Annotated in this window: 15 protein-coding genes; all 15 read right to left on the reverse strand. The window is 61.3% G+C overall.

All coding sequences use genetic code 11. The features are described from left to right. Positions 1-8 precede the first annotated feature (8 nt). The 15 genes from ABVS03_RS02065 to ABVS03_RS02135 are packed head-to-tail and all read right to left on the reverse strand — an operon-like array spanning position 9 to position 14,777. Complete coding sequence (locus ABVS03_RS02065; protein ID WP_368017823.1) at positions 9-1,829, reverse strand: ABC-F family ATP-binding cassette domain-containing protein; 1,821 nt, start codon at positions 1,827-1,829, stop codon at positions 9-11. Positions 1,830-1,886: 57 nt separating this feature from the next. Next, a complete protein-coding gene (coaBC, locus tag ABVS03_RS02070; RefSeq protein WP_368017824.1) occupies positions 1,887-3,080 on the reverse strand; it encodes a bifunctional phosphopantothenoylcysteine decarboxylase/phosphopantothenate--cysteine ligase CoaBC in 1,194 nt (397 codons plus the stop codon). Continuing rightward, positions 3,081-3,800 (reverse strand): zinc ribbon domain-containing protein, encoded by a 720-nt coding sequence (locus ABVS03_RS02075; RefSeq protein WP_368017825.1) that lies wholly within the window; start codon positions 3,798-3,800, stop codon positions 3,081-3,083. A gap of 24 nt (positions 3,801-3,824) precedes the next feature. Further along, on the reverse strand, positions 3,825-4,988 hold the full coding sequence (locus ABVS03_RS02080; RefSeq protein ID WP_368017826.1) for a cysteine desulfurase family protein: 1,164 nt from the start codon (positions 4,986-4,988) through the stop codon (positions 3,825-3,827). A 14-nt stretch (positions 4,989-5,002) separates the two neighbouring features. After that, a complete protein-coding gene (gene rpe, locus ABVS03_RS02085; protein WP_368017827.1) occupies positions 5,003-5,680 on the reverse strand; it encodes a ribulose-phosphate 3-epimerase in 678 nt (225 codons plus the stop codon). Positions 5,681-5,700: 20 nt separating this feature from the next. Further along, positions 5,701-6,702 carry an NAD(P)H-dependent glycerol-3-phosphate dehydrogenase gene (locus tag ABVS03_RS02090; protein ID WP_368017828.1) on the reverse strand — a complete coding sequence of 334 codons (1,002 nt, stop codon included), beginning with the start codon at positions 6,700-6,702 and terminating at the stop codon, positions 5,701-5,703. Continuing rightward, the gene (plsY, locus tag ABVS03_RS02095; protein WP_368017829.1) at positions 6,699-7,376 is read right to left on the reverse strand and encodes a glycerol-3-phosphate 1-O-acyltransferase PlsY; all 678 of its coding nucleotides are present in this window, start codon (positions 7,374-7,376) and stop codon (positions 6,699-6,701) included. The genes ABVS03_RS02090 and plsY overlap by 4 nt, the downstream gene beginning before the upstream one ends. Then, positions 7,373-8,704: a ribosome biogenesis GTPase Der gene (gene der / locus ABVS03_RS02100; RefSeq protein WP_368017830.1), complete on the reverse strand. Its 1,332-nt coding sequence runs from the start codon at positions 8,702-8,704 to the stop codon at positions 7,373-7,375. Before der ends, plsY begins: the two co-directional genes overlap by 4 nt. Before the next feature lie 37 nt (positions 8,705-8,741). Further along, positions 8,742-9,596 (reverse strand): 4-hydroxy-3-methylbut-2-enyl diphosphate reductase, encoded by an 855-nt coding sequence (gene ispH / locus ABVS03_RS02105; RefSeq protein WP_368017831.1) that lies wholly within the window; start codon positions 9,594-9,596, stop codon positions 8,742-8,744. 3 nt (positions 9,597-9,599) lie between these two features. Further along, positions 9,600-11,135, reverse strand: a complete 1,536-nt coding sequence (cmk, locus tag ABVS03_RS02110; protein ID WP_368017832.1) for a (d)CMP kinase — start codon at positions 11,133-11,135, stop codon at positions 9,600-9,602. After that, positions 11,132-11,803, reverse strand: coding sequence for a histidine phosphatase family protein (locus tag ABVS03_RS02115; protein ID WP_330971914.1), 672 nt, complete (start codon positions 11,801-11,803; stop codon positions 11,132-11,134). Before ABVS03_RS02115 ends, cmk begins: the two co-directional genes overlap by 4 nt. Before the next feature lie 5 nt (positions 11,804-11,808). Further along, complete coding sequence (locus tag ABVS03_RS02120; RefSeq protein WP_368017833.1) at positions 11,809-12,606, reverse strand: pseudouridine synthase; 798 nt, start codon at positions 12,604-12,606, stop codon at positions 11,809-11,811. Further along, on the reverse strand, positions 12,603-13,295 hold the full coding sequence (gene scpB, locus ABVS03_RS02125; RefSeq protein ID WP_368017834.1) for an SMC-Scp complex subunit ScpB: 693 nt from the start codon (positions 13,293-13,295) through the stop codon (positions 12,603-12,605). The genes ABVS03_RS02120 and scpB overlap by 4 nt, the downstream gene beginning before the upstream one ends. Continuing rightward, on the reverse strand, positions 13,295-14,104 hold the full coding sequence (locus ABVS03_RS02130) for a ScpA family protein (RefSeq protein ID WP_368017835.1): 810 nt from the start codon (positions 14,102-14,104) through the stop codon (positions 13,295-13,297). The genes scpB and ABVS03_RS02130 overlap by 1 nt, the downstream gene beginning before the upstream one ends. A 4-nt stretch (positions 14,105-14,108) precedes the next feature. Further along, entirely contained in the window at positions 14,109-14,777 is a 669-nt protein-coding gene (locus ABVS03_RS02135; RefSeq protein ID WP_368017836.1) for a site-2 protease family protein, read from the reverse strand. Positions 14,778-14,802 lie beyond the last annotated feature (25 nt).

Consider the following 14,802-nt stretch of genomic DNA (forward strand, 5'->3'; position numbering starts at 1 on the left):
CCCGAAAGCTACTCGATGCCGAGCGTGTCGGAGAGCTCCAGCCACTCGTCTTCGAGATCCGATATTTCCTTCTCGGCAGCGGCAAGCTCGTTCTGGAGCTCCATGAGGTGCTCGTAGTCGGTAGGGTCGGCTTCTGCCATCTCCTTGCGGATGCGGTCAGGCTCCGCCTGCCTCTTTTCGAGCTTTCGTGCCACAGCGTCGAAGCGCTTCCTGAGCTCGCGGCGCTCTGCATTCGAGAGTGCAGGCTCAGACGGGCTCTCCTGTGCCTGGCTGCCATCTGACATTGTAGTTTCAGAAGAGGGTGCCTGGGCATTCCTGTTTTGTGTGGCTGCATTCAGAAGACGAAGGTATTCATCGGTACCGCCCGGGACATGGCGGAGATGGCCGTCGATGAGGGCGAACTGGTCATCTGTCACACGCTCCATGAGGTAGCGGTCATGGGAGACAAGCAGGAGCGTTCCTGGCCACGTATCAAGCAGGTCTTCGAGGACAGCAAGCATGTCCGTATCGAGGTCGTTGCCAGGCTCGTCGAGCACGAGCACGTTCGGCTCGTCGAGCAGCACGCACATGATAGCGAGACGGCGGAGCTGGCCGCCTGAGAGGTCCTTGATGAAGGTCGGGAACTCGCGGCGTGCAAAGCCAAGGCGTTCGAGCAGCTGCTCGGGACTCTGCGGCTTGCCGTCGACGACATAGTACTTCTTGTAGGTGGCAAGAAGCTCCTCGACACGCCAGTCATCCTTCTTGTGGAGCTCGTCGAGGTTCTGGGAGAGGATGCCGAAACGGACCGACTTTCCAATCTTCACATAGCCACGACTCGGCTTCATGCGCCCGCACATGACCTTGAGAAGCGTCGACTTGCCGGCGCCGTTCTCGCCGAGGATGCCGTAGCGGTCGCCAGGTCCGATGAGCCAGGTGAGGTCCTGAATCACCGGCGTATCGCCGTAGCCGGCGGTGACATTCTTCATCTCGATGACGAGCTTGCCAAGACGCGAGACGGCAAGCCTCTTGAGCTCGACCGTGTTCCTCAGAGGGGGGTCGTTTGCGATCAGGGCCTCTGCCTCCTTGATGCGGAACTTCGGCTTCGACGAGCGTGCCTTGGCTCCATGGGCAAGCCAGTTGAGCTCCTTGCGCAGAATGTTCTGCCTTCTGTCTTCCGATGCCTGCGCCATGCGCTCGCGCTCGACACGCTGCTGGATGTAGGCAGAATAGCCGCCCTCGAAAGGATCGATCGTGCCGTCATGGACTTCCCACATGTGCTCGCATACCTCATCGAGGAACCACCTGTCGTGCGTCACGACGAGGAGGGCGCCTGTGCCTTCGGGCCACCTTCTCTTCAGATGCTCGGCCAGCCAGGTGATGGCATGCATATCGAGATGGTTCGTCGGCTCGTCCATGAGCATGACATCCCAGTCGCCGACAAGCAGGCGGGCAAGGTCGCACCTCCTGCGCTGTCCTCCGGAAAGGTCGCCGATCCTTGCATTCCAGTCGACGCCGACGAGAAGCTCATCGATGATGGAGCGGATCTTCGGATCCGATGCCCACTCATATTCCGGCATATCGCCGACGACGCTGTGAGCGACCGTATCTTCGTCGTCGAGCTCGTCTGACTGTCCGAGATAGCCGACCGTGATGTTGCCGCGGCGCACGATCGTGCCGTCGTCTGGCTCGATCCTGCCCGCAATGAGATCCAGGAGCGTCGACTTGCCGTCGCCGTTCCTGCCGACAATGCCGATGCGCTCGCCGGCATTGATGCCGATTGTTACATCCTTGAGCACCTGCTTGCCCGGCCATTCCTGGGACAGGTGCTCGCATCCGATGAGTATTGCCAAAACGTTCCATCCCTCTTCATGAAAAGGGCCTCTGGCGAGGCCCTCTCTCGTTCTTTCCTAGAGAAGCTCCTGCAGCTGATCCAGGATCTTCGCGGCAACCTCCGTCTTCGGAAGCACCGGGAGCTCGATCGTCCTGCCAGGCAGGATGAAGGAGACCTTGTCCGTATCCGACCCGAAGGCAGAATCCGCACGCGAGACATCGTTTGCAACGATCATGCTGGCGCGCTTTCGCTCGAGCTTCTCGCGCCCATAGCGCTCTGCATCGCCGGTCTCCGCTGCAAAGCCGCAGACGATCCGGTCTCCCTTCATGGCGCCCAGATCCCTGAGGATATCCTTCGTCTCCACAAGGGCAATCGAATCGAGCTGCTCCTGCCCCTTCTTGAGCTTGTGGCTGCTCGGCGCTGCAGGCGTATAGTCGGAGACGGCAGCGGCACAGATAGCGATGTCGGCATCCTTCCACGCAGCAAGAGCTGCGTCGTGCATCTCCTCGGCGCTCGTGACGCTCACACGCTCCACGCCGTAAGGACAAGGAAGGCTCACCGGTCCCGAAACGAGCGTGACCTCGGCTCCGCGGCGGGCTGCCTCGGCAGCAAGCGCATAGCCCATCTTGCCCGAAGAGGCGTTCGCGATATAGCGGACCGGGTCTATCGCCTCATGCGTCGGCCCTGCCGTGATGAGGATGCGCTTGCCGGAAAGCCCGTCAGTCCTCTTCAGGACCATGAGCGCCGCCTCGGCGATCTCCTCGACAGGCGGAAGCTTGCCTTCGCCGATGTCGCCACAGGCAAGACGGCCCGACGAGGGAGCCATGACCTTGATGCCGTGCTTCCGTGCCAGCGCCACATTCTCCTGCGTCGCGGGATTGCGCCACATATGCACGTTCATGGCCGGTGCCACGAGCACAGGAGATGTCGCAGCAAGGATGCTCGAGGTCACCGCATCGTCTGCCATCCCATGGGCAATCTTTGCCAGCACATTCGCGGTGCAGGGGCAGACAAGCTGGAGATCCGCCCACTCGGCGCTGTCGATGTGAGGGATTGCCGTAGGCGCAAAGTCGAAGAGGTCCTCGAGCACGGGATAGCGCGTGAGACCTTCGAATGTCGCCTTGCCGACGAAGCGGGAAGCGCCTTCTGTCATGGCCACATGGACTTCGCAGCCGGCCTTCTGGAGAAGCCTCAGGACCTCTGCCGCCTTGTAGGCAGCGATGCAGCCCGTGACATGCAGCAGGACATGCGACACCTTCTCCTCTGCCATCTATTCCTCCTCGGTGCCGGTCACCAGGATGCGGTGGCAGTACGGGCACTCGCAGATCTGGCCCTTGCGGGCGATGTCGCCGAAATCGGACGGCTGGAGCGCGACACGGCAGATCGATGGCTTGTTCCCATGGAGCGTCTCCACGGCCAGGCCGCCAAAGCGCGTCGAAGTCTCGCTGTACTTCTTCTGCATCTCGGGCGAGATATGGGAAAGGACGCGCCTGCGCTCCTCTGTGAGCTCCTTCACGGACTCCCTGATGCCTGCCGTCACATCCTGATAGGCACGGGTCTGGTTCTCGGTCTCCTCGTCGAGGCGAATCTTGAGCTCGCCGGCATGCGCCTCGGCATCGAGCATCTTCTGCAGATTCTGCTTCAGGCCTTCATGCGTGAACTCATACTTCTCGCGACGCTTTGCAAGCATCGTGAGCTGGTTCTCGAAATCCTGAAGCTCGCGCGGCGTGTGGCCGTCCTCGTTCGCTTCGGCCTTGACCTCCTCCTCATGCTGCTTCAGGCGCTCCGTCATGTCCTCGTTGTCTTTGAGCTCGAGCTCGGCATCCTTGCGCTGGCCCACGATCTTTGTCATGTCCTGCGCAAGCTTCTTCTGTGCCTGCTTGATGGCTGCGAGCTTCTTGAGCTGCGGAAGCTTCCTGATCTCCCCGTCGTACCTGATGAGCGAAAGATCGATTTCCTGCAGACGTACCAGCGCTTGTGCCTCATTCATGGATTCTCGCCTTTCCTTCATCCACTAGTTGTTTGCAGCCACAATGCCGATGAGGGCATCGGCAAAGCGGTCAAGGTCTTCATCGGATATGCGCTCGTCGAACGAGATCCTGAGCGCACCCAATGCATCGTTTCTTGCTATGCCCATGGCAGAGAGCACATGGGAAGGATCGAGCGATCCCGAGGAGCAGGCAGATCCTGCCGATACCTCGAAGCCTTTCTGGTCGAGCTTCAAGATCAGGGTCTCGGAGTCGAGCCCTGGCACGTAGATGCTCACCATGCCCGGAAGCCTCGTATCGTCGATCTGAGCCGTGGTCGTCGGCTGGATGCCAGTTCCGGGAGCGCAGATCTTCTGGAAGAGCCTGTTTGCCTTGGCAGCGCAGGCGCTCCTGCGCTCTGCGAGATGGTCGGTCTGTGCCTTTGCAGCTGCTGCAAAGGCGAGCGCTCCCCTTACATCCTGCGTGCCTGGTCGCTTTCCCGCCTCCTGGCCGCCACCGAAGTTCTGGGGACGGAACGGGCACCTCATGCGCAGGGCCAGAGCGCCGATACCGACAGGGCCGCCGATCTTGTGGGCAGCGATGCTCACCGCATCGCACGTGTCGATAGCGAGCGGTATGCGTCCGAATGCCTGCACAGCGTCCGTATGCATGAGGGCACCGGCCTTGTGGGCGATCTCTGCAAGCTCGGCAACAGGCTGGATGACGCCGGTCTCATTGTTTGCCGACATGACGGAGACGAGGGCGCAGTCAGGACCAACGGCACGCTCGAGCTCCTCCGGCGCAATCCTGCCATCACGTCCCGGGCGCACGAGCGTGACCGCAAATCCACGGTCCTTGAGTGCAGGCACGACATCAAGCTCCGAGTCATGCTCTATGGCAGAGACGACGACACGGGTACGCTTCCGGTCGCGTGCACGGGCGCCCTCAGCGATACCGTAGAGGGCAAGGTTGTTCGATTCCGTGCCGCCCGATGTGAAGACGATCTCGCCGGGACGGAAGCCGCCGCCAAGCGCCTTTGCAATCTCGCGCCTGGCCCCTTCGAGAGCCATGGCCGCCTCGCGTCCGAGCGTATGGAGCGAGTTGGGGTTGGCACCCGCATAAGGTGCCTCAGCATATGCAGCCTCTGCCGCCTTTGCCTCAGGCACCATCGGCGCCGAGGCTGCATAGTCCAGATATACGTATGAATCCATGGGTATACGCCGCTTTACGCTTTCCTGCCAAGCCCGGCTTGCGCAGCCTGGGCAATCTCTGCCATTGCTTTGTGGCGGTCTTCTGCCTTGAAGACGGCAGACCCGGCCACGAGCAGGCGTGCGCCTGCAGACGCGACCAGCCCTGCGGTCTCTTTCGAGATGCCGCCGTCGACCTCGATCAGAGGATGTGCCCCATGGGCTTCGGCAAGACGCAGGATGGTACGGATCTTCTCGGGCGTCTCAGGGATGAACTTCTGCCCGCCAAATCCTGGGTTCACCGACATCACGAGCACCATATCGACCGTCGGCAGAAGCGCATCGAGCGCATAGGCAGAGGTGCCCGGATTGAGGGCAATGCCTGCGAGCTTTCCAGCGGCGTGGATCTCATCGACAATGCGCTGCGCATGCTTTGCGCACTCCACATGGAATGAGACCATGTCGGCGCCTGCCTCGAGATAGGAGGCAACCTCCTCATCGGGGTTCGAGATCATGAGGTGGACATCTACCGGGATATCCGTCGTCTTCTTGAGGGCTCTCAGAACCGGATGTCCATAGGAGATTTCAGGCACGAACGAGCCATCCATCACATCGAAATGGATATAGCGCGCCCCAGCCACCGTCTTCACCTCATGGCCCAGATCCATCAGATCTGCCGAAAGGATAGACGGAGCGATTCCGATCTCGTCGAGCATGCCGCCCCTATTCTCTTGCGCTACAGCCCGTAGAACTCCACACGGGGACTTCTCCCCAGAAGGGTTGCAATGGCTGCATCTACTGGTGTTCCTTCATACAGGATAGCGTGAACGGCTCCTGTTATGGGTGCCTCGATACCCTTTTCACAACAGAGCTTCCAGACGCTCTTTGCAGCTCTGGCACCCTCGACGACCATGTGGGTGCGTGCCTCATAGGCTTCCAAGCTCTCGCCAGCTACGAACCCTTCGCCGAAGGTCCGGTTCCTCGAATGCTCGGAGGTGCAGGTCGCGACAAGGTCGCCCATGCCGGCAAGACCCATGCAGGTGAGCGGATTTCCGCCGAGCGCTGCCACGATGCGGCTGATCTCTGCAAGCCCTCGTGTCATGAGGACAGCAAGGGTGTTGTCGCCGGCATCGAGCCCGACCGCGCAGCCGCAGGCGATAGCGATCACATTCTTGACGGCACCGCACACTTCGACGCCGACAAGATCGTCCGATACATAGGCACGGAAGTTCGGCGAGACCATGAGCCTCTGGAAGAAGGCGGCACAATCAGGATTGGCAGAGGCGATGACCGCAGCAGATACCTTGCCGAGGCAGATCTCTTCGGCGTGGTTCGGGCCCGAAAGGCAGGCAATGCGCTCCGGATGCCCCACGGCATTCCCCACGACTTCCGTCATGAGCCTGCCCGTCGCTTCCTCCATGCCCTTCGTGAGGACAAGGAGCGGAAGCTCTGAAGAGATGATGCGGGCAAGCTCGGATGAGACATGCGCCAGATGCGATGAAGGCACGACGACAAGAGCCGCATCTGCATCCTTCACGCATGCAGAAAGATCGGTCGTCGCATGGACATTCTCCGGCAGCACATAGCCCGTGAGATAGCGCGGGTTCCTGTGCTCATGCTCGATGCCAGAGGCGACTGCCTCCGAGTGTGCCCAGCCCATGACCTCATCAGCATGGAGCGAGACAAGGCCTGCGGCTGCCGTGCCCCAGGAGCCGAGGCCTATGACCGCGACCTTCATTTCGCGCCCTTGCTCTCATGATGGAACGAGAACTTGCGCTCCTCGCCGTGGACGAGCTTCTTGATGTTCGCGCGATGTGCCCAGACGACGATCGCGGTGATTATGACAAGCGGGCAGATCGTGGCTGGCGCATAGCCGAAGACCGCTCCCCAGATCGGAAGCGACACGGCTGCCATGCTCGAGCCGAGCGACACATAGCGCGATGGCACCGCAAAGACGACGAAGACGACAAGGAGTCCCAAAGCGACTGCCGGAATATAGCCAAGCGCTGCACCGAAGCCGACCGCGATGCCCTTGCCTCCATGGAAATGGAGATAGGGCGAAAAGACATGTCCCAAGATGGCAGCAAGGAAGATGATGGATGCCATCCATCCGAACTCCCCTGTCGGCGCCACCATGGAGGCATTGCCTGCAAAGACCGCCATGCAGAATACCTTCTGCCAGATGAAGGTCGAAAGGAATCCCTTGAGCGCATCGAGCAGGAGCGTGAGCCCTCCTGCCTTGGCTCCGACCGAACGTGCGACATTCGTCGTGCCGATATTGCCCGACCCGACCTTCCTCACGTCGATATGGCCCTCCTTCGAAGCGATGAGGAGGCCGAACGGGATGCCGCAGACGAAGTAGGTGACAACGGCCGCAACGAGGAGCAGACAGTATCCTCCGGCATCTATCATTTCTGCGCTTCCTTCCTTCTGAAGTTCAGACGAATCGGCGTTCCTTCGAGCTCGAACTCATCGCGCAGGCGGTTCTCGATGAAGCGGCGGTAGTTATCGTTCACGAGCTCGGTGCTGTTGCAGAACAGGGTGAAGACAGGCGGCTGGTAGCCGGTCTGGGTGACATAGTTGACCTTGAGGCGCTGGTTCTTGTGGACGACGGTATAGCCGGTCTCGCGCAGGCGCTCCATGAGGCTGTTGAGCTTCGAGGTCGGGATATGGATCGTGCGGGCTTCCTGCACCTTGTCGGCAAGGGCCAAGATCTTGTCGACCGAGCGGCCGGTCTTGGCAGAGACCCTGAGGTAGGGTGCCCAGGGCATGAAGGCAAGGCGCTGCTGGATGGTGCGGAGCGCTTCGTCCCTTGCATGGTCGTCCTTCATGAGGTCCCACTTGTTGAGAAGGACAGCGATGGCGCAGCCTCGATCGATTGCCATCTCGGCGACCTTCTGGTCCTGCTCTGTCACGCCTTCCGTCGCGTCGACGACGAGAAGGGCCACATCCGCACGGTCGATGGCCTGAAGGCCACGGACATAGGAGTAGTACTCGACATCCTCATGCACGAGGTTGCGCTTGCGCATGCCGGCCGTATCGATGAGACGGTACTTCCTGCCCTCGCGCTCGATGACCGTATCGATTGCGTCGCGGGTCGTGCCAGCCACATCGGAGACGATGGAGCGCTTCTTGCCGATGAGGTCGTTCGTGATGGAGGACTTGCCGACATTCGGGCGGCCGATCAGAGCGATCTTGAGCGTCCCGTCATCGATCTCCTCAGTCCCTGTCCCGTCATCTTTCGGGAACACGGCGATGATATCGTCGAGGAGATCTCCTGTGCCGATGCCGTGCGAGGCAGAAAGAGGCCTCGGCTCTCCGACGCCCAAGGAATAGAATTCCCAGAGGTCCGGCTCGTTTGCCGGGTTGTCGCACTTGTTGCAGACCAGGAAGACCGGCTTGTCGCTCCTGCGCAGGATCTTCGCCACTTCCTCATCCTCGTCTGTCACGCCCGTCGTGGCGTCGACGACGAAGACAATGGCATCGGCCTCTTCGCAGGCCGTGAGCGCCTGCTCGCGGATGCCTGGCGCGAACACGTCCTTCGACTTCACAGATTCGATGCCACCGGTATCGACGAGCACGAAGTCACGACCAGACCAGTCCGCCTCATGATAGGAACGGTCGCGCGTAACGCCGCGGGACTCATGGACGATTGCATCGCGCTTGATCGCGATGCGGTTGACGAGGGTCGACTTGCCCACATTCGGGCGCCCTACGACAGCGACGATCGGCTTTCCCATATTCACTCCTTAAGCGCGCTCAGCGCGCCTCGCTAGCTCACTTGCCGGCGAGCTCTTCTATCCTTGCGCGCACGGCATCTATCTGCTTCTGAGGGGTCGAAGCTCCAGCGGCGATGCCAATGGTGGAAGCACCGGCGAGCCAGCTGCCTTCGAGCTCAGATACGTCTTCGATATGATACGTTCTCGGACACCTATCTGAGCAAATCTCCGCAAGATGCGTGGTATTCGCCGAGTTGCGGCCACCGATAACGACCATCGCATCGGCGCGCGAAGCAAGCTCTGCCGCCGCCTTCTGGCGCCTCTCCGTCGCCTCGCAGATCGTGTTGTAGACACGGAGCTCCTCGACAAGCGGCACGAGCTCGGAGACGACCTCCTGGAGGCGTGCCTTTGTCTGCGTCGTCTGGACGACGATGCCGACACGGCGGGAGAGCTTCATGCTCTCATAAGCCTGCCTGACATCGGCAGCACTGTTGACGACAAGTGCACCAGGAGCATGTCCGAGCGTGCCTTCCACCTCAGCATGTCCCCGCTCGCCGAGGACAAGCACCGTGTAGCCGTCGCGCGAGAGCTGCTCTGCAAGATGGTGTACCTTCTGCACATAGGGGCAGGTCGCATCCACGACATGCACGCCAGCTGCCTTTGCTTCCTCGACAGCCTCCGGCACGACGCCGTGGGCACGGATGATCAGGGTCGATCCCTGGGCCTGGCGGGGGCTTGCGGCAACACCGACACCTTCAGCCTCGAGCTCGGAGACGACCTTCGGATTGTGAATCAGAGGCCCCAGCGTCTTCACGGGGCCCTCTACCTCGTGGGCTGCCTTCTCGGCCAGGTCGAGCGCGCGGGCGACCCCGAAGCACATGCCTGCCTCAGCCGCTATCTCGATCTTTGCCATCTCCTACCTCTTTCCGGGATGCTCCTGGCGAAGCTCGTTTCTGAGCGCATAGACGCGCTCCATCGAGACCTTCTCCATCGCGGCAATCTGCTCCTTGCGCTTCTTCACGCCGAGGGACGAGAACTCGATCGGATCTCCCGCCTTCATGAAGACACGCTTCGGACGCGGGAAATGCTTGCCCTTCGGCGTGATGTCGCGGGCACCGACAATCGCGATTGGCTGCACGCAGGTGCGCGCCATCTGGGCGATCAGGGCAAAGCCGCCGTGGATCGTGACGGGCTGGTCGTCGGTCTTGATGCGGGTGCCTTCGGGGAAGATGAGCACCCAGTCGCCTGCCTCGAGCGCTCGCTGCGCACGGCGGATTGCCTTCACGTCAGCCGTGCCACGCACGACAGGGATGCAGCCATAGCGGGAGAATGCCCAGGAGACGAGCTTGTTCTTGTCGAACTCGCTCTTCGAGATCGGGCGGGTCCTGATGCCGTGATGGTAGAGCGCGATTGCGACGACGACCGGATCGAGCATCGATGCATGGTTCATCACAAGGACACGGCCCTTGTCGCCGGGCTTCCAGCCGCCCCAGAGCTTCTCCGCCTCTTCGATCTTCCAGGGGAAGAAGATCTTCGTCCAGATCCAGGCACCCGTCATCGAGATGGCAAGCCACGCGCGCGACGGCCACGGGAACTCGCGCATAGGATGCTCGTAGTAGAGCTCCTCGGAGTTCCCATGGAATGCCTTCATGGGCTCTGCCTTCTTCGGAGCCTTCTTCTTGGGAGCTGCCTCCTTTGCAGGAGCAGCCTCCTTCGAAAGAGCGGGCGCTGCCTCCTTCACGGGTCTAGGCTTCGCATGCTCCTTCGCTTCAGCCTTGTCCATGAGGGCAGAGATCTCGTCCACGACCTCCTCTACCGTCATCTCTGACGAGTCGATCGTGACAGCGCCAGGCGCCGGCTCGAGCTTGAACGAGGCGCGGGAGGAGTCTGCCTTGTCGCGGCGTGCCATGTCCTTCAGGATGGCTTCCTCCGACTGCGGATCGACGGCAACCGTCTCCCCCTTCGCCGTATCGCCACCCGCACGCTCGACCGCACGGCGGTGCGCCCTGGCTTCGGGATTCGCAACGAGGAATACCTTGACTTCGGCATCAGGGAAGACGACCGAGGCGATATCCCTTCCTTCAGCCACGACATCGCCCTGGGCACCGAATGCCTGCTGGCGCCCAACCATATCGGCCCTGATCTCAGGGATGCCCGCGACGACAGAGACATCGCGGTCGACCTCGGCCGTGCGTATTGCATCGCTCACGTCCTCGCCATCGAGAAAGACCCGTGTCTTCTCGGCAAAGGGGCCGAACTCGATCTTTGCTTCCTTTGCACAGGCGGCAAGCGCCTGGGAATCCTTGAAATCGATGCCATTGCGCTCGGCACGCAGGGCGCAGGCGCGATACATCGCTCCGGTATCGAGATAGGTCAGTCCACGCTTCTTCGCCAGCGCCTTTGCGACTGTCGACTTGCCAGAGCCTGCCGGTCCGTCGATAGCAATCCTCACTTGGCATCACCATCCCAGTTGTCGAGATCCTTCACGACATCCTCTTCGACGCGGCGCTTGACCTCTTCAGGCGTAAGGCCGAGCGCAGCAAGGAAATATCTCTTTCCATCGTAGGAGAGAACGAACGAGGAGACATTGGAAATCTGGATACGCCAGAAGCGGTCGGCCGGCGTTCCGTAGATGGCACGCAGGATGCTCCTCGAGATCCCGCCGTGCGTGAGGAGCACGGTGCGTCCCCGCACGCTCTCGAGGTCGTCCAGGAGCGACTGCACACGTGCGAGGGCATGCTCGTAGGTCTCCCCGCCCGGAGCCGTGATGGAGTGCCCCTCGGCGTCGAGCGCCCACGGGAAGGACCAGCCGCGCTTGTGCGCCTCCTGGGCAGAGAGGCCCTCGGCCTCGCCGAAGTCCATCTCGATGATGCGGTCCTCTACCTGAGGCTCGATGCCCAGGCGCTTCCCGGCTGCATAGGCAAGCTTCGTGCAGCGCTGGAGCGGCGAGGTCAGGATGCGGTCAGGCTTCCAGGTGACGATGGCATCGACGGCACGGCGTGCCTGCTCCTCGCCCTTCGGGCTCAGATCCACATTGCGCCTCCCCGAAAGGGTCTGGTCGAGATTTGCCGTCGTCTGCGGATGGCGCATCACGAGGATGCGCTGGAGTTCCTGTGCCATGCTATCTATTGCCTCTTCCTGTCCTGGATGATCTTCTCGAGCGATGCTATCTCGCCCTCGTCGAGAAGCCTCCATGAGCCATATGAAACACCCTTGAGCTCGAGCGGCCCGAAACCATCGCGGTGGAGGAAGACCACCTCGTGCCCCACCGCCTTGAGCATGCGCTTGACTTGATGCTTCCTGCCCTCATGTATCGTGAGCCCTACGACGGTCTGGCCGACGCGTATGCCTTCGGGCGTCACGGCATCCCAGGCCTCGCTTCCACGTTCCGGAAAGTCGACCTCTGCCGGCTGTGTCCACCCGTCATCGAGCTCCACACCCTGCTCGAGCGCACGCCTGTTCTCTTTCGTGATCCTTCCCTCGACGAGCGCCACATAGTGCTTCCAGACATGCTTCGAGGGATGCAGGAGCTGCTGCGAGGCATCGCCATTCGTCGTGAAGAGCAGAAGCCCCGTCGTGTCCTTGTCGAGGCGTCCGACCGGAAAGATCCCCGGATACTGCTTCTGGGGCACGAGCGTGCGCACGCAGGGACGTCCCTGGGGGTCGTCCATCGTCGTGAGATAGCCCCGTGGCTTGTAGAGCATGAGGTAGACCGGATGCTCTGCAATCTCTACCCGCCTGCCGTCGACGCATACCACATCGTGGCTCGGATCGACACGGCTGCCAAGCTCTGTCACGACCTCGCCGTTCACGGTGACGCGTCCGGCGGTCATGAGGTCCTCCGATCCCCGCCTGCTGGCGACGCCGGCGCGGGCCAGGAACTTCTGGAGCCTCAAGGGATATTGGAAATCCGTATCCGTCACTGCTCGTCCCCTCCTGCTTCTTCCTCGTCGTCTGCAAGTTCGGCACCGTCCAGAAGCTCGCGCTCGTCGTCGATGTCTTCTGCGGTCTCTTCGAGGGTCGATGCGATTGAGCTGCCCGAAAGGCGTTCGCGGATGAAGCGCTTCGACTCCTCGTCGGGAGCGAAGTCCTCGAGCGGCGGCAGGTCCTTGAGGCTCCTGAGCCCGAACTGCTCAAGGAAGGCACGCGTCGTCCCGTAGACGATTGCATTCGCATGCTCGGGCGCGCGTCCCAGCTCACGGACCAGCCCCTTCTCGATGAGCGACGAGATGACGCCTTCCGAATTCACGCCACGCACGGCCTTCACGCCCTCGCGCGTGACCGGCTGGTGGTAGGCAATGACGGCAAGGGTCTCGAGCGCAGCCTGCGAGAGCTTCCTCGTGTCCCAGCTCAGGACATAGCGCTCCACGATATCGTGGTAGGCAGGATGCGTGAAGAGGCGCCAGCCGCCTGCGACCTCGCGCAGCTGGAAGCCACGGTTCGCATCGGCATATTCTGCAGAGAGCTCGGCAAGCACGCCTGCCGCCTCTCCTGGCTGTATCCCCAGGATCTTTGCAAGATCTACCGCAGAGAGCGGATCTGACGACACAAGCAGGATCGCTTCGGTCGCACCCTTCACGGATGCATCGTCGAGATGTGCGAGATCTTCCACTATGAGTCCTCCTCGAATTCATCGAGATCGGTTGCAGGGTCGTAGGCTGGAGCGCCTTCGACCCTGGAGATCTCGATCGGAGCGAAATTCTCTTCCTGTCTGACGGTGATGGAGCCCCGGTGATAGAGCGTGAGCATCGCAAGGAAGGTCGCGACGACCTTCTCCGGGTCCTTCGAGCCCTCGAGGAGCTCGTCAAATGAGCAGTGTCCGCGGGAGCGCGTGAAGCGGTCGACCGATGCCATGACAAGAGCGAGCGAGATCCGCTTCGGAGCGATATGCTCCGCCTCGAGCAGGAAATGCTCGTGGCGCGAATCGAGGTCGGCACAGATGACCGCAAGGCTCGATATCGTGATGCCCTTCGTATAGTCAGGCATGAGGCCCAGAAACTCGGGGTCGGGGCCTGCCGTTCTCGGCAGCATCCTGCTCTCTGCCTCCATACGCGACGAGAGTGCAGCTGCCGCATTCCTGATCTGCTTGTAGGCAATGAGGCGGGCAATCAGGACCTCGCGTGCCTGTGCCGGATCGAGGTCTTCGAGCCCCGTATCGTCGAGGTCGTCAGGATCCTGGACTCTTGCCGGCTCTTCTGGCACAAGGGATGCCGCCTTGATATCCAGAAGCGTCGAGGCGACAAGGACGAAGTCGCTTGCGACATCGAGGTCGAGGTCGCCCATGCGATTGACCTCTTCGAGATACTGGTCTGCGACCTCAGAAATGGAGATGGCGCCGATTGCGACCTTCTTCCTCGTGACAAGCTGGAGAAGAAGGTCGAACGGTCCCGAATACCCTTGCGTCTGGACACGGAACGACACGCTCTCACGCCCCCAGAAGCAGGCTGTAGAGCCTGTCCGCCGTGACGTCGAGGTAGATGCCGAGCGGATCTGCATGGAACACCATGGGCACGAGATAGAGGACGATGATGAGGATCGGCATCGCGTACTGCTGGATCGCGTAGTACTTCTGGCGTGCCTCGCCGTGAAGCAGCGGCATGATGATCTTCGACCCATCAAGCGGCGGCAGCGGAATCAGGTTGAAGAACGCAAGCATGAGGTTCACGTAGACATAGCTCGAGAGGATATACAGCAGCCAGTACGCCGGGCCATAGAGCGAAAGCGGCAGCACCGGATAGAGGATGTCGAAGAGAAGGGCCCCGTTGAGCGCCTGCAGGATGTTCGAGGCAGGCCCCGCAATTGCGACCAGCACCTCATCGCGGTCGGGATGGCGGAGATTGCGGGGGTTGTAGGGCACCGGCTTTGCATAGGCAAAGACCGGCCCTTTGAGGAGGACCATGATGAGAGGCAGGACAATGGAGCCGAAGGGGTCGAGATGCGCCTTCGGGCTGAGCGTGAGCCTGCCCGCATTCTTTGCCGTCGGGTCTCCGAGCTTGTAGGCCACCCAGCCATGGGCAACTTCGTGGACCATGGCAGAGAACATCAAGAGCGCGACGGAGATCGCTGCCGTGATTATTGTCATCAGCTGATACATCGTGCCATCTCCTCCATCTTCGTCG

It is taken from the genome of Olsenella sp. AGMB03486 (genome assembly GCF_040884255.1).
GTDB lineage: Bacteria > Actinomycetota > Coriobacteriia > Coriobacteriales > Atopobiaceae > Olsenella_L > Olsenella_L kribbiana.

Excerpts from the sequence above, each read along its gene's own strand:
- plsY (WP_368017829.1), bottom strand. The coding sequence starts at position 7,376 with ATGATAGATGCCGGAGGATACTGTCTGCTCCTCGTTGCGGCCGTTGTC.
- rpe (WP_368017827.1), bottom strand. The coding sequence starts at position 5,680 with ATGCTCGACGAGATCGGAATCGCTCCGTCTATCCTTTCGGCAGATCTG.
- ABVS03_RS02090 (WP_368017828.1), bottom strand. The coding sequence starts at position 6,702 with ATGAAGGTCGCGGTCATAGGCCTCGGCTCCTGGGGCACGGCAGCCGCA.
- ABVS03_RS02115 (WP_330971914.1), bottom strand. The coding sequence starts at position 11,803 with ATGGCACAGGAACTCCAGCGCATCCTCGTGATGCGCCATCCGCAGACG.
- coaBC (WP_368017824.1), bottom strand. The coding sequence starts at position 3,080 with ATGGCAGAGGAGAAGGTGTCGCATGTCCTGCTGCATGTCACGGGCTGC.
- ABVS03_RS02080 (WP_368017826.1), bottom strand. The coding sequence starts at position 4,988 with ATGGATTCATACGTATATCTGGACTATGCAGCCTCGGCGCCGATGGTG.
- der (WP_368017830.1), bottom strand. The coding sequence starts at position 8,704 with ATGGGAAAGCCGATCGTCGCTGTCGTAGGGCGCCCGAATGTGGGCAAG.
- ABVS03_RS02135 (WP_368017836.1), bottom strand. The coding sequence starts at position 14,777 with ATGTATCAGCTGATGACAATAATCACGGCAGCGATCTCCGTCGCGCTC.
- ABVS03_RS02075 (WP_368017825.1), bottom strand. The coding sequence starts at position 3,800 with ATGAATGAGGCACAAGCGCTGGTACGTCTGCAGGAAATCGATCTTTCG.
- ispH (WP_368017831.1), bottom strand. The coding sequence starts at position 9,596 with ATGGCAAAGATCGAGATAGCGGCTGAGGCAGGCATGTGCTTCGGGGTC.